We start from the raw sequence: 21,044 nt of genomic DNA, 5'->3' as shown, positions 1-21,044 counted from the left end.
GCCGGGCTCCGGCGATGCCGTTTGTTACGAACTGTTGCGGACGTCACGTTTAGCTAGGGCGACCAGCCAGGTAGCCTGTCAGGCCGACGGGCCGGATTGCGTAGCCGACGGTCAGCTGGTTACCTGCTGGTCGTGGTGAGGATGGAGTCGTCTACCTGTGCTTATCGATTCACGGAGTTCTGTTGGCCGTGGGGCGCGACGGGCGGCATCACCGCGAGAGCGAGGGTGAATAACCCCCATAGCCGGTGACGGGGACGCGGGGTGGCCCTCGCCTGGGACGCCGACGTCCGCGGAGTGGCGGCTACTGTGTTCTATTCGGCGAACATATAGCGCATTCCCAACCATGGGAAGCCTAGAAGTTTGCTGTCTGTAGGATCGCACGCTTGGCCTACGGCAATGCGATCGTCCGTTGGCGCAGCGCGTTTCCGTTGTGAGGGTGGGTCTTTGCGCGGGCAGGTTGGCAATCGTTGAGAGGTGAAGTACCGGGTATGGCTAGGGACCGTCGTTCTTCGCGTGGTAGTCGTCGCCGAGTCGGTCTACTCTTCGGGAATTTGCTCGCGGCAGCTGTGGAGTCCGCGGCCGATACCGTCGCCGTCCGGTTCAATCCCTCGGGCGATCCCGCCGATGACCGGCAGCTGACCTACCGGGAGCTCGACGAGTCGTCCTCGCGCTTGGCGCGCGAACTCATCGCGCAGCGGATCGGCGCGGGCGATGTGGTGGCGATCGGCATCGCGCGCGGCATCGAATGGATCCTCGCCGTGTGGGCGGTCGCGAAGACGGGTGCGGCCTACGTGCCCGTGGACCCGACGTATCCGCCGGAGCGGATCGCGCACATGCTCTCGGATTCGGGTGCGGTTCTCGGCCTGACCACCACGGCACACCGGCCGGTATTCGGTACCGGGGTGGATTGGGTCGAACTCGATGATCCGGCGCGGGCCGAGCGAATCGCCGAACAGCCCGGACATCCCATCTCCTACGCGGACCGGGTGCGCCCGATCGATCACCGGCACCCTGCGTACGTCATCTACACCTCTGGTTCTACCGGGAAACCCAAGGGCGTCGTGGTCACGCACGCCGGTCTCAGTGGGCTCGTGGCCGCGGGGCGGGAGACCCTGCGAGTGCACGCGGGTTCTCGTGTGCTGCACGTGTGCTCGCCGAATTTCGACCCCTCGGTGGTGGAACTGCTGCTCGCCTTCTCGACGGGTGCGACGTTGGTCGTGGTGCCGCCGCACGTGGGCGGTGGCTTCGAGCTGGCGGATCTGCTGCGGCGTGAGCGCGTCACGCACATGATCATTACGCCCGGTGCGCTGGAGTCGGTGGATCCGGCCGGGCTCGACGACCTCGAGACGGTGCTGGTCGGCGGCGAGCCGTGCGGTCCGGAGCTGGTGGGACGCTGGGCGCGCGACGGTCGGCTGTTCATCAACGGGTACGGCCCGACCGAGGTCACCGTCTGGGCGACCTTGAGCGAGTCGCTACAGCCGGGCGCGCCGATCACCATCGGCACCGCGCTCGCGGGAGTGGGTGCGTTCGTGCTGGATGCGCGATTGCGGCCAGTGCCGGCGGGGGTGGTCGGGGAGTTGTATCTGTCCGGGCTCGCGCTGGCCCAGGGGTATCTGGGGCGGCCGGGACTGACCTCGGAACGGTTCGTGGCCAGCCCGTTCGGCGCGGAGTCCGGTGATCCCGCGGCACGGTTGTATCGCACCGGTGATCTGGTGCGCCGCAACGAAGCCGACGGCACCCTCGAATATCTGGGCCGGACCGACTTCCAGGTCAAGATCCGTGGTTTCCGTATCGAACTCGGCGAGATCGACAATGCGCTGGCCGCCCATCCCGATATCGATTATGCGGTGACCCTTGGCAAGTCGCTCCCGTCCGGTGCGAAGGTGCTGGTGTCGTATGTGCTGCCCCATGCTGGGACCGCTGTGGACACCGCGGCGCTGGCGAGCTTCGCCGGGGACCGATTGCCGGAGTACATGGTGCCCGCGGCGATCGTGGTGCTCGACAAGATTCCGCTCACCCCGATCGGCAAGCTGGACCGCGCCGCGCTGCCGGAACCGGTCTTCGCCGCGAGCGAATTCCGTGCTCCGGTAAGCGCGGTCGAGTCGATCATCGCCGAAGTGTTCGCGGCCGTGCTCGGTGTCGAGCGGGTCGGTCTGGACGACTCGTTCTTCGCGCTGGGCGGCGATTCGATCCTGTCGATCCAACTGGTGTCGCGGGCCAAAGCGCGCGGTGTCGTATTCACCCCGCGCGATGTGTTCGATCACCGCACTGTCGCGGCTTTGGCCGAGATCGCCATGCTCGCAGGTGAATCGGAGCCGCAGCGGTTGGCCGAACTGCCCGGCGCCGGCGTCGGCGAGATCCCGCTGACGCCCATCATGGCGGCGGCGCTGGCGAATGGCTCGTCGTATCAGCGGTTCTCGCAGTCGATGGCGCTGCGGCTGCCCGATGGCATCGACCGGGAGATCTTGGTCGCGACCCTCGGTGCGGTATTCGGTCACCACGATGCACTGCGCGCCCGGTTGCGTGAAACCGAGACCTCATGGGTATTCGAGGCGCTGGAGCCTGGCGCCGTGGACGTCGACGCCCTGGTGCACCGGGTCGAGTTGCCCGCCGATATCGACCATGCGGAGTTGTCGCGGCGGGCGAGTGTGGAATATGACGCGGCCCTCGGCCGACTGGATCCCTCGAACGCGGCCATGGTCCAGTTCGTGTGGTTCGCGTTCCCGGAGTCCGGCGGATCCGCGGATGCCGCCGTCGAACGCCGTCGTGATGTATTGCTGGTCATCGCACACCATTTCGTGGTCGACGGTGTTTCCTGGCGGATTCTGATTCCGGATCTGGCGCTGGCCTGGTCGCAGCTGGCGGCCGGGCAGCCGGCGGCGCTGCCCGCCAACGGAACCTCGATGCGGCGGTGGGCGCATGCCCTCCTCGATGCGGCCGAGGATTCGGCGCGAGTCGCGGAACTGCCGTTCTGGCAGCGGGTTTCGACGACAACGGAGCCGCTGCTCGGTGCGCGTGCACTCGATCCGGCGGTGGACACCTTCGCGACGGTCGACCGCATCCAGGTGACGCTGCCAACGGAGGTGACCGAGGCGGTGCTGACCGCGGTCCCCGGCCGGTATCGCGGTGGTGTCAACGACGGCCTGCTGTCGGCGCTGGCGTTGGCGGTGAGCAAGTGGCGCGGCGAAAGCTCCGGTGGCACCGCACTGGTCAAGCTGGAGGGCCACGGCCGCGAAGAGGAGATCGTCGCGGGGGCGGATCTGTCCAGGACCGTCGGCTGGTTCACCAGCGCATACCCGGTCCGGCTGGATCTTTCCGGCGTCGATATCGAGGACGCGCTCGCGGGCGGAAATGCCATGGGCGACATCGTGAAATCGGTGAAGGAGCAGCTGCTGGCCGTTCCCGACAAGGGAATCGGCTACGGGCTGCTGCGTTACCTGAACCCGCAGACCGCCGCCCAGCTGGGCGATGCCTGCCAGATCAGCTTCAACTATTTGGGCCGGATGTCGACCGGGGAGATCCCCGCGGAACTCGGTGCATTGGGGTGGGTGCCGGTCGCGGATCTCGGGCAGTTGGATGCCGAGATGGATCCGGATATGCCAGCCAACGGCGTGCTCGACATCAACGCGATCGTCACCGACGGCGCGGACGGTCCGCAGCTGGGCGCGTCGTTCGCCTTCCCGAGCGGGCTGTTGTCGCGGGAGCGGGCGCAGGAGTTCGCGGATCTGTGGGTCGATGCGCTGCACGCGCTGGCCGGGCATGTGCGCCGGCCGGATGCCGGTGGGCTGACGCCGTCGGATCTGCCGCTGGTCAGCGTCGGCCAGTCGGATATCGAAGGGTGGGAACGGAATTACCCGGGGCTGTCGGATGTGTGGCCGCTCTCACCGCTGCAGTCCGGGCTGCTGTTCCACGCCCTGATGGCCGAGTCGAGTGTCGATGTCTACACCACTCAGGCGACGGTGGATCTGCGCGGCGCCGTGGACGTCGAGCGGCTGCGGACCGCGGCGCAGGCCATCTTGGACCGCTATCCCAACCTGCGGACCGCATTCGTCACCGGCGCCGACGGCCAGGCCGTGCAGCTGGTCATGGACCGGGTCGAGGTGCCGTGGCGGGAGGTGGATCTGACGCACCTGCCCGAGGCCGAGCGGTTGACCGAGCTGCGGCGGCTGGTCGTGCTCGAGCGCGAGACCGCCTTCGATATGGCGGTGGCGCCACTGATGCGGTTCACGCTGTACCGCACCGAGGCTGCCACCAGCGATACGCCTGGGCAGTGCCATCTCGTGATCACCACCCATCACATCCTGCTCGACGGCTGGTCGATGCCGCTGCTGATGCGGGATGTGCTGGTGCTCTACGCGACCCAGGGCGAACAGTCCGCACTGCCGCGGATTTCCTCCTACCGCAACTTCTTGAGCTGGCTGGCGGGCCGGGATCGGGAGGCTTCGCTGCGGGCGTGGGCGCAGGCGCTGTCCGGTGCGGACGAGCCGACCCAGCTCGCGCCGCAACCGCGGACGGTCGAACGCCATGCGATCGGCAAGGTGGTCACCGAGATCGACGCCGAGCGCACCCGCCGGATCACCGAGCAGGCCGCCGAACTCGGCGTCACCGTGAATACCTTGATGCAGGCCGCGTGGGGCATCCTGCTCGGGCGTCTCACCGGTCGCGACGACGTGGTGTTCGGCACCACGGTGTCCGGCCGTCCGGCCGAGCTGTCCGGCGTCGAGTCGATGGTGGGCTTGTTCATCAATACGCTGCCGGTGCGCGTTCGGATCGACGGCGGCGCGCCGGCCGAGGAGTTCTTGCGGCGCCTGCAGGCCGAGCAAGCCGGTCTGCTCGACCACCATTCGGTGGGGCTCACCGATATTCAGCGGATCGCCGGTGCCGGAGCGCAATTCGACACCCTGCTGGTATTCGAGTCGTACCCGATCGACCGCGACGCGATCGCCGCCGTCGATGCCATCGACGGCATGTCGGTCACCGGTGTCGGACTGCAGGACGATACCCATTACCCGCTGACGCTGCTGGTGACCGCGCAGTCGACGATCGAGTTGACGTGGAAGTACCTCGGCGACCGGTTCACCGCCGATGAGGTGGAATCCCTTGCCGCACGGCTGATCCGGGTGCTGGAGGCCCTGCTCGGCGATCCCGCCGGACGGGTCGGCGATTTCGACATCATGCTCTCGGGTGCCGAGCGGAATCGAATCCTGTTGGATTGGAACGATACTCGGCATCGGGTCGAACCGGAGCTGCTGCTGGATGGTTACCGCCGCGCGGTGCTGGCGCATCCGGATCGGGTCGCGGTGGTCTACGAGGGCCGCGAGCTGACCTACCGTGAGTTCGACGAGCGAGTCAATCGTCTCGCGCGCCTTCTGATCTCGCGTGGCGTCGGTGCGGAATCGCTGGTCGGGCTCGCCGTGCGGCGTTCGCTGGAATTGGTCGTGGGCATGTACGCGATCAGTGCCGCCGGTGGTGCGTATGTGCCGCTGGATCCCGATCATCCGGCCGAGCGCATCCGGCACGTCCTCGACAGCGCGGACCTGGTGTGCGTGGTGACCACGACCGCGGACGCCGTGCCGGTGCCGGATGGGCTCGCAGTGCTGCACATCGACGCCGCGGACCTGGACGGCTTCGATGGCGCTCCCGTGCGCGCCGAGGAACTGCTGCGTCCGGTGCACCCGGACAACCCGGCGTATGTGCTTTTCACCTCGGGCTCCACCGGACGCCCGAAGGGGGTCGCGGTATCGCACGGTGCGATCCACAACCAGATCGCGTGGATGCTCGACGAGTACCGGTTGGGCATCGACGAGGTGTACCTCCAGAAGACCGCCACCACCTTCGACGTCTCGCTGTGGGGTTATTTCATACCGCTGCGGGTGGGTGCGAAGCTCGTCGTGGCCACTCACGACGGCCATCGCGATCCGGCCTACATTGCGGAAACCATTGCGGCACAGCGGGTTACCGTTACCGACTTCGTCCCGTCGATGCTTTCGGTCTTCGCGGCCCATACGGCTGCGGGCGCCGTCTCGACGCTGCGGACCGTATTCGTGGCCGGTGAGGCGCTGCCGCCGGAGACGGTACTCGCGCTGCGGGCGATTTCCGATGCCGCCGTGCACAATCTGTACGGACCGACCGAGGCCGCGGTCTCGGTCACGCATTGGCCGACCTCCGGTGACGAGCGCACCGTGCCGATCGGAACGCCACAGTGGAACACCCGTGCCTACGTGCTGGATTCGCGTTTGCGGCCGGTGCCCGCCGGAGTCACCGGTGAGCTGTATCTGGCCGGTGACCAACTGGCCCGCGGCTATGTGGCGCGCCCGGATCTGACCTCGGACCGGTTCGTGGCCAGCCCGTTCGGTTCCGGTGAGCGGATGTACCGGACCGGTGACCTGGTCGTGTGGCGCGCACGGGGTGCCGCGGAACGCGGCGTGCTGGAATACCTGGGCCGCACCGACTTCCAGGTCAAGTTCCGTGGTCAGCGCATCGAACTCGGCGATATCGAATCCGCGCTACTCGCCCAGCCCTCGGTCAGCCAGTCCGTTGTCCTGGTGATCCCGTCGGAGATCGGCGATAACCTGGTGGCCTACGCGGTGCCGTCGCCCGGAGCCCGGATCGATCCGGCACAGCTGCTGCCCGCGCTGGCGCAGACTTTGCCCGCGTATATGGTTCCGGCCACCGTCGTCGAATTGGCCGCGTTCCCGCTCAATACCAGCGGCAAGCTGGATCGCAAGGCATTGCCGCGACCGACGTTCACCGGCACAGGGTTCCGAGCGCCGTCCACCCCGATCGAGGAGATCGTGGCCGGGGTGTTCGCCGATGTGCTCGGCGTGGAGCGGGTGGGCGCCGATGACGACTTCTTCGCGCTCGGTGGCAATTCGCTGGTCGCCACCCAGGTCGTGGCCCGCATGAGTGCGGCGCTCGACGCGCGGGTGGCGGTTCGGATGCTGTTCGATACACCGGTGGTCGCCGACTTGGCGGCGCGCATCGTGCCCGGCTCCGGTGACGCCGCTGATCGTCCGGCGCTGACCCGGGCTCCGCGCCCGGATGTGGTGCCGCTTTCGCTGGCGCAGCAGCGCATGTGGCTGCTCAACCAGGTCGACACCGAGTCCGGCGGCTACAACCTGCCGTTCGCCATCCGGCTCTCCGGCACCCTCGACGTGCCCGCATTGCGCCACGCCGTCGCCGATGTACTGGAGCGCCACGAAGCGCTGCGCACCAGGTTCCCGGTGCACGGCCCGGACGGGACGCCGCGCCAGGAAATCCTGTCGGTGACCGAAACGCTGCCGGACGGGCTGGTAGTCGAAACGGCCACCGCCGAGGATCGGGACCGAATCGCCGAGCTGTTGTCCGCGGGATTCGACGTCACCGAACATCCGCCGGTGCGGATCCGGCTGTTCTCCGACCCGACCGCGGACGAACATCTGCTCGTCCTTGTCGTGCACCACATTTCGGCAGACGGTGTTTCGCTGGCACCGCTGGCGCGGGACCTGGTGACCGCCTATCTGGCACGGACCGAGGGAACCGAGCCGGGATGGGCACCGCTGGCGGTGCAATACGCCGATTTCGCCATCTGGCAGCGTGCGGTCATCGGCACCGATGACGATGAGAACTCCATCGCCGCACAGCAATTGGCGTACTGGCGGCGGCAGCTGGCCGGTGTGTCCGAGGCGTCGAAACTGCCACTGGACCGCCCGCGTCCGGCGCAAACGTCGATGCGCGGCGCCTCGACCGCCGTCGTTGTACCGGCGCAGGTGCACGCTGATCTGATTCGTATTGCGCGCGAGCACAATTCGTCGCTGTTCATGGTCGTTCATGCCGCATTGGCGGCGCTGCTGGCCCGGCTGTCGGGTGGTTCGGATATCGCGATCGGCACGCCGGTCGCCGGACGCGGCGCGGCCGACCTGGACGATCTGGTCGGCATGTTCGTCAATACGCTGACGCTGCGCACCGGCGTCGATCGGGCCGCCACCTTCGCGGCACTGGTCGACCAGGTCCGCGAGACCGACCTTTCCGCCTTCGCCAATGCCGAGATCCCGTTCGAGCGAGTGGTCGAGGAGGTGCTGCCCGCTCGGACCGGCGCGGGTAATCCGCTGTTCCAGGTGATGCTGTCATTCCAGAACACCGAGCAGCCGTCACTCGAGCTGCCCGGGCTGACGGTCGCCGCGGTGGAGACCGGCGAGGCCGTGGCGAAATTCGATCTGCAGGTGATCGTCGAGCCGCGGCACGGCGGTGATGGTACGCCCGATCAGGTAGATGTCGTATTCACTTATGCGACAGACCTTTTCGAGGAAGCGACGGTACAGGGGCTCGGTCGGCGGCTGGCCCGGATCCTGGCCGCGGTCGCCGCCGATCCGCGCGCGATCATCGGTGATATCGATATCCTCGATGCCGCCGAACGTGACCGGGCGCTGGCCGCGCCGGTCCGGTCCGCCGAACCGAGCACGGATGAGTCGACATTGCTGCCGCAGCTGCTGGACCGGGCCGTGGAGAGCAATCCGGACGGTGTCGCGGTGGTCTTCGCCGATGCCGCCCAGCGGCTGGCGGAATGGGAGTACGTCGACCTCGACGAGCGCTCGACCCGACTGGCCCGGCTGCTGATCGAACGCGGCATCGGTCCGGAGGATCTGGTCGCGATCGGCATTCCGCGCTCGCCGGAGTCGGTGCTCGCGGTGTGGGCGGTCGCCAAGACCGGTGCCGGATTCGTTCCGGTCGATCCCAACTATCCCGCCGAGCGGGTCCGGCACATGATTGCGGATTCGCATGCGGTGCTGGGACTTACGGTCGCCGAGGTCGGTGCCGAGCTGCCCGGCGAAGTGCAGTGGCTGGCCATCGATGCCGACGATATCGATCGGCGGCTCGACGATTACTCCGCCGACCCGGTGACCGACGCGGATCGCCCGCGGCCGTTGCGCGCGGAGCACCCGGCCTATGTCATCTACACCTCCGGATCGACCGGCAAGCCCAAGGGCGTGGTCGTCACGCAGGCCGGACTGTCGAGCTTCTGCGACGAACAGCGCGAGCGCTACCGGGTGACGAGTAGTTCGCGCACACTGCATTTCGCGTCGCCTTCGTTCGACGCGTCGGTGCTGGAACTGCTGCTCGCGATCGGCGGCGGCGCGACCATGGTGGTTGTGTCACCGAGCGTGTACGGCGGCGAGGAGCTGGCCGCACTGCTGCGCCGGGAGCGGGTGACGCATGCGTTCATCACCCCCGCCGCGTTGGCCTCCGTCGACCCGACGGGCCTGGACAAGCTCCGTGTCGTGATCGCCGGTGGCGAGGCATGCCCGCCGGATCTGGTGCGGCGCTGGTCGATTCCGATCAGTGGCCGCCGTAGCCGCGAGTTCTACAACGGTTACGGGCCGACCGAGACCACCATCATGACCAATATCAGCGCGCCGCTGGTGCCGGGGGAGACCGTCACCATCGGCGGGCCGATCCGCGGCATCACCGAATACGTGCTGGATGAGCGCTTGTCGCCGGTGCCGGATCGCGCCGTCGGCGAGCTGTACATCACCGGGGCCCAGCTGGCCCGCGGATATCATGAGCGCCCCGCGCTCACCGCCGCCCGGTTCGTGGCGAACCCGTTCGATCCCGCGGCCAGGCTGTACCGGACCGGCGATCTGGTCCGCCGTACCGTCGACGGTGCGCTGGAGTATCTGGGTCGCAACGACTTCCAGGTCAAGGTCCGCGGCTTCCGGATCGAACTCGGCGAGATCGATGCGGTGCTCGCCGCCAACGACACCGTCGACTTCGCGGTGACGGTTGGACACGAAATAGCCAGTGGTGCAACCATTCTCGTCTCCTATGTGCATGCCGCCGCCGGTGCGGTCGCCGATGCCGACGAGCTGACCGCGTTCGCCGCGAGCAGCCTGCCCGCGCATATGGTGCCGACCACCGTCATGGTGCTCGACGAGATCCCGCTGACCCCGGTCGGCAAACTCGACCGGGCCGCATTGCCCGCGCCGGTGCTGCGGGCGCGGGAATACCGTGCGCCGTCCGGGCCGCTGGAGGAATTGGTCGCGGGCGTATTCACCGAATTGCTCCGTCCCGCAGCGCCGGTCGGCGCGGACGACGACTTCTTCGAACTGGGCGGCAGTTCGCTGACCGCCACCCGGCTCGTGGCGCGTCTGGGGGCCGCGGCCGATACCAGGGTCCCGGTGCGGCTACTGTTCGAGGCCTCGACGGTGTCCGCGCTCGCGGCACGACTGAGCGAGAGCGCGGCCGGTGGTGGCCGTCCCGCGCCGACGGCCGGTCCGCGGCCGGAGCGGATCCCGTTGTCGCTCGGGCAGCAGGGCATGTGGTTCCTCAACCGCCTCGACACGGCCTCGGTGGCCTACAACGTGCCGATGGCGGTGCGTTTGAGCGGCGCCCTCGATGCGGCGGCGCTGCAGGCGGCGGTCGGGGATCTGGTCACCCGCCACGAGATCCTGCGCACGGTGTATCCGTACACCGAGGCGGGTCCGGATGGCGCCGATCACGTTCCGGTGCAGGTGATCCTGCCCGCGACACAGGCGATCCCGCAGGTGCGGATCCAGGCCGTCGACCCCGCCGAGGTGGCGGACGCGGTCGCCGGGTTGGCGAAGACGGTCTTCGATCTCACCACCGAGGTCCCCCTCCGGATCACCCTGTTCGATATCGGCGGCTCCGGACATGAGTACGTGCTGGCGATGGTGGTGCACCACATCGCCGCCGACGGCTCCTCGCTCGGCCCCCTGGTCCGCGATCTCATGACCGCGTATGTGGCACGCAGCGCCGCAGCGGCCCCGGCCTGGGCGCCGCTGGCGGTGCAGTACGCCGACTACAGCATCTGGCAGCGTGAGGTGCTCGGCACCGAGGACGATCCGGAATCGACGGCGTCCCAGCAGATCGCCTACTGGCGACAGGAACTGGCGGGCCTGCCCGATCAGCTCGACCTGCCCTCGGATCGGCCGCGTCCGCTGGCGCGGTCCTATGCCGGTGGTCGGGTGCCGGTGCGTATCGACGCCGGAACACACACGGCGCTGGCCGAATTGGCGCGAGCCGAGGGCGCGACATTGTTCATGGTCGTGCACACCGCACTTGCGGTGCTGCTTGCGCGATTGTCGGCGACCGACGATATCGCGATCGGTTCGCCGGTCGCCGGGCGCGGCGATGCGGTGCTGGACGAGCTGATCGGCATGTTCATCAACACCGTGGTGTTCCGCACCCGATACGACGCGGGCGCGACCTTCACCGAACTGCTCGCACGTCAGCGCGAGACCGATATCCAGGCGTTCGCCAATGCGGATGTGCCGTTCGAACGGCTGGTCAACGTGTTGAATCCGGTGCGCTCGACCACCCGGCACCCGCTCTACCAAGTGGCGCTGTCATTCCAGAACATGGAACTCGTGGCACTGGAGTTGCCGGGGCTGGCGATCACGACCCTGGATATCGGCATCGAGATATCGCAGTTCGATCTGCACTGGATGATCGGCGACACCTACGACGCCGCGGGCGCCCCGGCCGGTATCGGCGGTGTGGTCACCTACGCCACCGACATGTTCGACCACGACACCGTGCAGGGGTTCGTGGACCGCTTCACCAAACTCCTCTCGGTGATCGCCCGTGATCCCGGCGCTGTCCTCGGTGACATCGATGTGATCGATGCGGCCGAACGCGCACAGCTGCTGTCGGATGCGGTCGAGACGACGCATCCGGTATCGGGTGATCTCCTGCTGAGCGGCTACCGCCGTGCCGTCGCCGCGGCACCGGAAGCGGTGGCCATCGTGCACGACGCGACGGCCTGGACCTATCGGGAATTCGACGAGCGCGTCAACCGCCTGGCCCGATACCTGATCGGGCAGGGGATCGGACCCGAATCCGTTGTGGCGCTGGGGATGCCGCGTTCGCCTGAGCTGATGGTCGCGATGTACGCGGTGCTGACCGCGGGCGGCGCGTATCTGCCGCTGGATCGTGACCATCCGGCCGACCGGATCGCGTATGTGTTGCGGACGGCCGAGCCGGTATGCGTGCTGACCACGAGCGGCGATTCGCTGCCCGTTTCCGGGCCGCCGGTCATCGATACCGATGACCTCGACCTCTCGGCATACTCGGCCGAGCCGGTCGCCGCCGGTGAGTTGCGTGCGCCGCTGCGTCCGGACCACCCCGCATATGTGCTGTTCACCTCGGGGTCGACCGGCCGGCCCAAGGGCGTGCTGGTGTCCCACGGCGCGATCACCAACCAGATCGAATGGATGGCGGCGCAGTATTCGTTCCGGCCCGACGATGTCTACCTGCAGAAGACCGCGACCACATTCGACGTCTCGCTGTGGGGTTTCTTCGTGCCACTGTGGGCGGGCGCGCGACTGGTGCTCGCCGCGCCGGACGGCCAGCGCGATCCGGGTTACATCGCCGACCTGATCAGCGCACATCGGGTGACGCTCACGGATTTCGTTCCGTCCGTGCTGCAGGTATTCCTGGCCGCCGCGCGAGCGGAGCAGTTGGCATCGTTGCGGGAGGTCTTCGTCATCGGCGAGGCCTTGCCGCCGGGGACCGTCACCGACTTCGCGGCACTGTCGGGCGCCGGGCTGCACAACCTGTACGGCCCCACCGAAGCGGCGGTGTCGGTGACATACCGGCCCGCCTCCACCCTCGACCGGACCACGGTGCCGATCGGTGTGGCGCTGTGGAATACGCGGACCTACGTCCTCGATTCCCGGCTGCATCTCGCGCCCGCCGGTGTGGTCGGCGAATTGTATTTGGCGGGAAGCCAATTGGCGCGCGGCTACATGCGGCGTGCCGACCTGACCGCCGATCGGTTCGTCGCCGATCCATATGGACCCTCGGGTGCCCGGATGTACCGGACCGGTGATCTGGTGCGCCGCCGTCCCGACGGCGTGCTGGAGTACCTGGGACGCAGCGACTTCCAGGCGAAGATCCGCGGACACCGGATCGAGCTGGGGGAGATCGAGGCCGCGTTGCTGGCCGAGCCGTCGGTCGCGCAGGCCGTGGTCGTGGTGACGGCCTCGGAAATCGGGGACCAGCTGGTCGCGTATGTAGTTCCCGCGACCGACCTCGAACCCGATACCCTGCGCGAGTCACTGGCCCAGGTGCTGCCGTCCTATATGGTGCCCGCGGCGATCATGGTGCTCGACGCATTCCCGATGAACGGCAGCGGGAAGCTGAATCGTGCCGCGCTGCCGCGGCCGGTTTTCCGAGCCCGCGAATTCGTCGCACCGGTGACCGCCACCGAGCAAGCGGTCGCCGCGGCATTCGCCGAGGTGCTGACTGTCACCCGGGTCGGTGCCGAGGACGATTTCTTCGAACTCGGCGGAACCTCGCTGCTCGCCTTCACACTGCAGCGCGCGCTGGCCGCCCGGCTCGGCATCGACGTGCCGATGGCGGCATTGTTCACCGCGCCGACGGTGCGCGGCTTGGCCGCCCGCATCGACAACCCGGACGAGCCCGCGGCGGTGCTCGCCGCCGATGACGGCGCGACGATCGCCACCGATGCGGTGCTCGGACCGGAGATCGATGGCGCGGGTGTCGCGCCGGTTCGCCCCGCCGCCCCGCGCGATGTACTGCTCACCGGCGCAACCGGATTCGTCGGTGCGTACCTACTGCGGGAATTGCTGTCCAGCACGCCCGCACGCGTCTGGTGCCTGGTGCGCAGCGACGATGACGAGCAGGCGTACAAGCGGATTCGGGACGCGCTGGAGAAGTACCGGATCTGGGACGACGCCTACCAGGCCCGAATCGTCGCCGTCGCAGGCGATCTGGCCGCGCCGCGCTTCGGGCTCGACCAGTCCGGTTATGCCCGGCTGGCCGATCAGATAGATGCGATCTACCACAACGGAGCCCGCGTCAACCACATCGAGCCGTATGCGCGGCTGCGTGCGGCGAACGTCTCGGGCACCCGTGAGGTATTGCGCCTGGCGACCACCAGCCGGATCAAACCCGTGCATTTCGTCTCCACGGTCAATGCCGTGATTCCGGCCGCTGCCGCACCGGATTTCGTCGGGCGCGAGAATGCGGAGCTGAGCCTCGACGAGGTGTCCGGGAACGGCTATGTGGCCAGCAAATGGGTCGCCGAGCAGTTGGTCCGGCAGGCGGGCACACGCGGTGTGCCGGTGAGCATCTACCGGCCGGGCATCGTGTGCGGCGATCCGCGGGTGGGTGTGAACAGCGTCGACGACTCGTTCTGGAACATGATCCGGGCGGCCGCCATCCTCGGGCTCGCCCCCGACACCGCCGATGCGGCGATGCCGCTGGTACCGGTGAACTACGTGGCCGCGGCCATCGTCGCGCTGGCCGACCGACCCGCGATCGGCACGGCCTATCACCTGGTGAACACCAAGCCGGTGGTAATCGGCGACATTTTCGAAACCCTGCGCAGGCACGGGATTCCGATCGCGATCGCCTCGATCGAGGAGATCGCCACCAGGCTGGCCGAACAAGCCGCGGCGCGTGATGCGGCGGGCGACGACTCCCTGGTGCGTGCCGCGCTGGTCAGCGGCAACTACGGCGGAGTTTCGGCGCCGGTCGAGGACACCCACACCCGCGCCGAGCTCGCCAAACAGCAAATCCACTGCCCGCCGATCGATGCGGCGGCGCTGGACGCCTACATCGGGTCGTTCATCGAGTCGGGCTTCTTCCCCGCCCCGAGCGATGACGATTTGGTCGAGTGCCGATGAACAATCGCGCTGCGGCATCATTCAGTCATCCGTCGGAAAGGAAAGCATGACCACGCAAGCCCAGTCACGTCCCGCGGCAGCCTCTGGCGAATTCGCCCTCGGCGGTGATCTACCCGTCCACCGTCTGGGCTACGGCGCAATGCAGATCTGCGGGCCCGGAGTATGGGGTGATCCGAAGGATCCGGATGAGGCCGTGCGCGTGCTGCGCCGCGCCGTAGAACTCGGCATCACCTTCATCGACACCGCGGATTCCTACGGTCCGTTCGTCAGCGAAACACTCATTCGCCGGGCACTGCACCCGTATCCCGACGACCTGGTGATCGCGACCAAGGCCGGGTTGACCCGGCCGGGGCCCGGTGACTGGCGTACGGTCGGGCGGCCCGAATATCTGCGCCAGCAGCTCGAACTGAGCCTGCGCCATCTCGGCGTCGACCGCATCGATCTGTTCCAACTGCACCGGATCGACCCGAAGGTGCCCCTCGCCGACCAAATCGGCGAGCTGGCATTGCTGCAGCAAGAGGGCAAGATCCGGCATATCGGCGTCTCCGAGGTGTCCGTCGCCGGGCTGAAGCAGGCCGGCAAGATCGCCGACATCGTCTCGGTACAGAATCAGTACAACCTCGCCAACCGCAGCGCCGAGGACGTCCTCGAATACGCCGAGGCGAACAATATCGCCTTCATCCCCTGGTTCCCCATGGCCACCGGCGAGCTCGCCCGTCCGGGCGGTCCGCTGGACGACCTCGCCCGCACCGACGCCAGCCCGTCCCAGCTCGCGCTGGCCTGGCTGCTGCGGCGCTCGCCGGTCATCCTGCCCATTCCGGGAACCTCCAGCGTGGCGCACCTCGAGGAGAACACCGCCGCCGCCACCATCACGCTCACCGACGACGAATACGCCGCACTATCCGCGGTGAGTGCGCCCGCACCGGCCAACCCGCGTGGTCTGCGTTCCCTGCTGCCGAAACTGTCCCGCGGCTGACGAAATGCCGGGTCCCGGGCGAACGCGGCCCGGGACCCGCAAGTCGGATCGGCAATGCCGACGGCCGACGGCCGATTTAGATTTCCACCCGACGTGATGGCAGAGTGCTGCAAATCGGATCGACGAGAGCAGCATCATGCACGAATCACAGCTGGTGGCCAATGACGCCGCCTATTACTATCTGGCGCGCTCGGGGCGGGCGACCGACTGGCCGATGTGGTGGGTGTTCGACAGCGCGACCGATGCGCCGCCGACCACCGCCGATATCGCCCGCCACTTCGACGAGCGCGCCGAACTCCTGCGACCGCTGCGCCGCCTGATCAGCGAGGTGCCCGGCGGGCTCGGACATCCGTTCTGGGTGGTCGACGACAGCCCGATCGCGGAGCACGTCGTCACTCATACTGCGGCGCAACTGGATTGGGCGCAGTGTCTGGACGAGATGGGGCGCATTCTCGCCCAACCACTGGATGCCCGGGTCAGTGCCTGGCAGCTGCACGTGTTCGCGAACGTAGCCGGAATCGCGACGCTGCGCGGTGCGGGCACCGTAGTGCTGATGCATGTCAGTCATGCGCTGATGGCGGGTCCGTCGATGACATCGCTGTCGGAGGCATTGTTCGCATCGGCGCCGTTGCGGATCGATGGACTGGGACCTGCCGCGAAACGTCCGCGCCTCGGACTCGCCGCCGTGGGCGGCGCGCTGCGCTGGCCGTTGCGGGTGCTGGGTTTCAATATCCGCGTACGGGGCGAGATGCGCCGGATCGCACGGGAAGGCGATGACGGCGGACCGAGCACACCACCGCTCACCCCGACCGTGCTCAACCGGCGAATCGGTCCGGCACGCGCGATGCGCACGATCCCGCTGGAGCTGCGGGACGTGCGCGTGCCGGGGATCACCGTGACGGCCGTCGGCCTCGCCGCGATCTCGCGCGCCATGCAGCGCTACCTCGAAAAGCGGGATGGTACATGCCCCGACGATCTCGCGGCATTGGTGACCATCGCGGTGCCCGAAGCGGTGGTGATGGGTGTCAATCGGGTGGGCGCCGACGCGGTCGCCCTGTCCGCGGGAGAGCCCGACCTCGCCGATCGCGCGCGGGCCGTCGATGCCACATTGCGGGAGCGCCGCAGTTCTCCATCGAGCCGTCGCGAACTCAACCGACTGGCGCTGATCGACGGGCTACCGAGCCGCATATACCGGGCGCGGTTCGGTACGCTGCCGCCCGCCGACCCGGACGGCCCCGCGCACGGACATACGATTCTGACCAGTATCAGGTGCGAGCCGACCGCCGAATGGTCGTTGCTGGGCAAGGCATTTCGCTTCGCGGGGATGCTGCCGCCGGTGTACCCGGACATCGGTTTGGCGCATTCGTTCGTCGGTGTCGGCGACAGCTTCACGGTGTCGGTGGCATGTGATCCGGAGATCGTCGCGGACCTGGACGCCTACAGCGAGATCCTGCTGGAATCATGTCGGGAGGTCGCCGCGGCGCTCAGCGAGGCGCAGTAGGCGATCGCCTACCCGGGTGCCTTCGCCTCGGCACCCGGGGCCGACCTCATCGGACACGGCCGGACCACCTGGGCGATCACCGAACGACTCGCGACAAAAACGCCTACCAGCTGACCGGTAAAGCCTTCGGCCCGCGTACCAACATGCCTGTCTTCCATGGAATGTCCTCGACCGGTACCGCCAGGCGCAGGGTCGGGAACCGCCGCAGCAGGGAGCCGAGCGCAACCTGCAATTCCACCCTGGCCAGCTGCGCACCGAGACAGTGGTGTGCGCCGTGCCCGAAGGCCATGTGCGGGTTGCGTTCTCGGGTCAGGTCCAGCTCCTCGGGACCCTCGAAGACGGCCTCGTCGCGGTTCGCGGCCTGGGTATTGACGAATACCGACTCCCCGGCCCGGATGGTGATGCCACCCAGCACGAGATCCTCGGTGGCGATCCTCGGAAATGAGCCGCCCGAACCCAATTGGACGTAGCGCAGCAGCTCCTCCACCGCGCTCGGGACCAGTTCCGGTCTGCCGCACAGCAATTCCCACTGCTCGGGTTCGGTGAGCAGCACATAGGTGAAGTTGGCGATCTGGTTGGCCGTCGTCTCGTGGCCCGCGATGAGCAGGCCGATACCGAGGTTGACCAGCTCTTCCTCGCTCAGCCGATCCTCGTCGTCGCGCGCGGCGACCAATGCGCCGAGCAGATCGTCGGTCGGCTGTTGCCGCCGCTGCGCCACCAATTCGGTGAGGTACGCCTCCAGGCCCGCGCGGGCGGCCGCGATCTGCTCGCGGGTGTGCGCGGTGGTGGAGAGCACCGTATCGGAGAAGTCGCGGAAGCGGTGCTGGTCTTGGGCTGGGACGCCGAGCATTTCGCAGATCACGGTGACCGGCAGCGGCAGTGCGAGCAATTGCACCAGATCGGCGGGCGGTCCGAACTGCTCGATGTCGTTCAATCGCTCGTCCACGATCTGCTGGGCGCGCGGGCGCAGTTGCTGGACCCGGCGGGCGGTGAACGCCTTGACGACCAGTTTGCGCAGCCGGGTGTGCTCCGGCGGATCCATGCTCAGCAGCGAATTGCGGCGCGCGGGCTCCGGCGTGGTGCGCGGAATGTCCTCGCGCTCGACCGCCGCGGCGCGGCTGAATCTCGGGTCGGCGAGTACCAGTTTCACATCCTCGTAGCGGGTGACCAGCCAGCCCTCGCCGCCATAGGGCAGCCGGACGCGGCTGATCGGCTCCTCCCGGCGCAGCCGCGCGTACAGCGGATCCATATCGAGGCGGAACGGGGTGCCGAAGGGGTAGCGGCGCACTTCGTTGTCGGCAGGCCCACCCGTCGACCGACCGCCACCCCTCATCGAATCGCGCGATGCTGCCTTCATTGGATCTCCCTTCCGCGACGCGGACGGTGAGCGCCCGGTCTATGTAAGCGAGTGCTTACAACTGATGGTATGGAGGCGGCATCGGCAAGTCAACGGTTGAATCCCGTTATGGCTCTGGGAAATTCACATCCACCCGCTCCAACAGCAGGCGCGCGGCGCGCAGCACATGCCGGGCAACCGCCGCCGAATCGGCGCTGGCCAATGGTTCTCTGCGGTGCACGGACCGGAGCAGCCCGATGCCGAGCAACCAGGCGAGCAGTAGATCGGCGCGCAACTCGGCGTCGTGGCCATCGGTGAGCCCGGACAGCGCACGGACGTATTCGTCACCCAGTTCCCGGCGAATCGCCGATGTTCCTTCGTCGTGTCCACTGGAGCGCAGCGCCGCCTGCAGCCAATCTCCTTGTGTCGCCGAACCACTCGCCTCCAGCGTTCTCGTCAGCAAGCGCCCGAGCAAACCCTCGACCGGCCCGTCCTCGAGCACGCGCCGTCCCCGATCGGCGATGGCCGCCCGGAACAGCTCGTCCTTACTACCGAAGTACCGGAACAGCAGCGCCTGATTCACCTCGGCCCGCGCCGCGATCTCGCGCACCGTCGCGCGCTCGTAGCCGCGTTCGGCGAACAACTGTTGCGCCGCGGTCAGAATCGCGGTTCGTGTCGCGGCCGAATCCCTTTTGCGGCCGACGTTCTCACCAGACATGCGCCCTCCGGTTGATCCCAGACAGGGCAGCGTAAGTCCCGCGATGAGCGGAGACCAAGCGGACACGTGCACGGCTCGGCCGGTCACGCCCGGCTATTCCATCGGTTCCCAAAAATGGGAATGGGATCGTGGGCATACTCGAGTTGCGGCGGTACCGTTACGCACCTGGCGCCACTGAGAATTGGACCTCGAAGGTGGTGCTGGAGCTGTCACGATGCGGAAGGCGTTGGTCGCGCGGACTTCGGGTTCCATTGCTCACCTCTTGTTCCCCCTTGCCTCGAGGTGCCGGGGATAACTGCTGCGACCGGCGATGGGTGCCGTTTCGTGACCCCACTCCCGATTGCGGATTCTCGAATTCCGCAACGGGAGTGGGATATCCAGCGCGCGATCGGAAGGACCATTGATGAATGCCTGCGATCGGCCGTTTCTCGTTTCCGCCGATGCGGATACCCTCTTGTCATTCGGTCAGCTGGAAGCCTGGGCCGAATCCGTCGCATGGTGTTTGAAACGAAATGGAGTCGGTTCGGGTGACGTGGTGGTCGCCGAACTGCCCAATTCGCCGGCCTTCGCGGCCGTAATGTCGGCGGTCTGGAATATCGGCGCGGTATTCGCACCGGTGGATCCGGGGCTGAGCGCGCGGGAGAAACAGGAGATCCTGGCGCTGGCCCGCCCGAGAGTGGTGGTCGCGCCGACCGTCGCGTCGATCGAGTCGCCAACGCTATTGTGGCGCAACCCCTTCGAGCCACCGTCCGAGATCGAGTGGATCCCGGCACCGGCAGCACACAGACATGGGTGGGTGCCGACGCTGCCCGACCCGCCGGTGCACGAGGGCGATCGGCTGATCCTGTTCACCTCGGGCTCCACCGGAGCACCCAAGGCGGTGCCGCTGTCCGAGGCCAATATCGCCGCCGGAATCTCCGCCGTAGCGGATCATTTCGCACTCACACCGGAGGATCGCACCATCGCGCTGCTGCCGTGGGCACAGGGCCACGGTCTGTTCGCGAATCTGATGGCGACCCTGCGCAACCGGTGCACGGTAGTGCTGCCGTCCGCTGGCGAGGTGCGCCAGTCGCACCGATTGCTGGATTCGGCGGCGCCGACCTGGCTGACGGTGGTGCCGGCACAACTGGCCGGTCTCACCGCCGGGCTGGTGGCCTCGCGAAAGCGTGCGCGTGGCATGCGTTTCCTGCGCACCGCCTCGGCCCCGCTGTCGCGCCTCGCGGCCCAGCGCGCCGAGCGGTTGCTCGACTGCCCTGTCGTCGAGGCCTTTGAACTCGCCGAGACCAGCCACCAGGCGGCGGCCGATCCGCCATCGTGGGAACGCGTCCCCGGCACCGTCGGCACACCGACCGGTGTCGAATTCCGCTTGGCCGGTGACGAATTGGCGGGCGGACATGAGCTAGAGGTCCGCGGCACCGCATTGTTCAGCAGATATCTCGGCAACCCGGCGGCCACCGCGGCGGCGTTCACCGCGGACGGCTGGTTGCGCACCCGCGATGTGGCGCGCCGGGAAGGCGACGGCCGCCTGCGAATTCTGGGGCGGCTCAGCGAGATCGCGCACCGTGGCGATCATGCGGTCGCACCGGTCGACGTGGAGTCCGCGCTCGACGAACATCCCGATGTCGTCTCATCCCTCGCGACACGCGTGCCACACCCGCACCTCGGCGATGACATCGCGGCAGTCGTGCACCTGCGCAAGGGGTCGCAGACCACCAAACGAGACATCATGCGGCACTGCCACGCGCACTTGGCCGACCACCAGATTCCGGGCCAGATCCGTCTGGTGACGCAGCTGCCGCACTTGCCGAACGGAAAGCCGAGCCGCCGCATGGCGGCACAGCTGTTCGAGGTCGGCTGAAATACTC

General features: G+C 67.7%; 6 protein-coding genes. 4 read left to right on the top strand and 2 right to left on the bottom strand.

All coding sequences use genetic code 11. The annotated features are described in order from the left end of the window. Nucleotides 1-551: 551 nt before the first annotated feature. From ACHQ4I_RS18905 to ACHQ4I_RS18895, 3 genes are all read left to right on the top strand, one after another. Complete coding sequence (locus tag ACHQ4I_RS18905) at nt 552-14,648, top strand: non-ribosomal peptide synthetase (protein WP_420773118.1); 14,097 nt, start codon at nt 552-554, stop codon at nt 14,646-14,648. Nucleotides 14,649-14,694: 46 nt separating this feature from the next. Continuing rightward, on the top strand, nt 14,695-15,624 hold the full coding sequence (locus ACHQ4I_RS18900; protein ID WP_420773117.1) for an aldo/keto reductase: 930 nt from the start codon (nt 14,695-14,697) through the stop codon (nt 15,622-15,624). Between the two features lie 136 nt (nt 15,625-15,760). Next, nucleotides 15,761-17,125 carry a wax ester/triacylglycerol synthase domain-containing protein gene (locus ACHQ4I_RS18895; protein WP_420773116.1) on the top strand — a complete coding sequence of 455 codons (1,365 nt, stop codon included), beginning with the start codon at nt 15,761-15,763 and terminating at the stop codon, nt 17,123-17,125. 103 nt (nt 17,126-17,228) lie between these two features. Here the strand turns inward: ACHQ4I_RS18895 and ACHQ4I_RS18890 are convergent, their stop codons facing one another. Both ACHQ4I_RS18890 and ACHQ4I_RS18885 read right to left on the bottom strand, forming a co-directional pair. Further along, on the bottom strand, nt 17,229-18,482 hold the full coding sequence (locus tag ACHQ4I_RS18890; RefSeq protein ID WP_420773115.1) for a cytochrome P450: 1,254 nt from the start codon (nt 18,480-18,482) through the stop codon (nt 17,229-17,231). A 106-nt stretch (nt 18,483-18,588) separates the two neighbouring features. Then, nucleotides 18,589-19,179, bottom strand: coding sequence for a TetR/AcrR family transcriptional regulator (locus ACHQ4I_RS18885; protein WP_420773114.1), 591 nt, complete (start codon nt 19,177-19,179; stop codon nt 18,589-18,591). Between the two features lie 403 nt (nt 19,180-19,582). Here ACHQ4I_RS18885 and ACHQ4I_RS18880 point away from each other — a divergent pair, with 403 nt between their 5' ends. After that, complete coding sequence (locus ACHQ4I_RS18880) at nt 19,583-21,037, top strand: class I adenylate-forming enzyme family protein (RefSeq protein WP_420773113.1); 1,455 nt, start codon at nt 19,583-19,585, stop codon at nt 21,035-21,037. Nucleotides 21,038-21,044: the final 7 nt, after the last annotated feature.

Source organism: Nocardia nepalensis (genome assembly GCF_048910785.1).
GTDB lineage: Bacteria > Actinomycetota > Actinomycetes > Mycobacteriales > Mycobacteriaceae > Nocardia > Nocardia nepalensis.
Note: the sequence above shows the minus strand (reverse complement) of the source record. Positions and strands in the feature narration are given on the sequence as shown.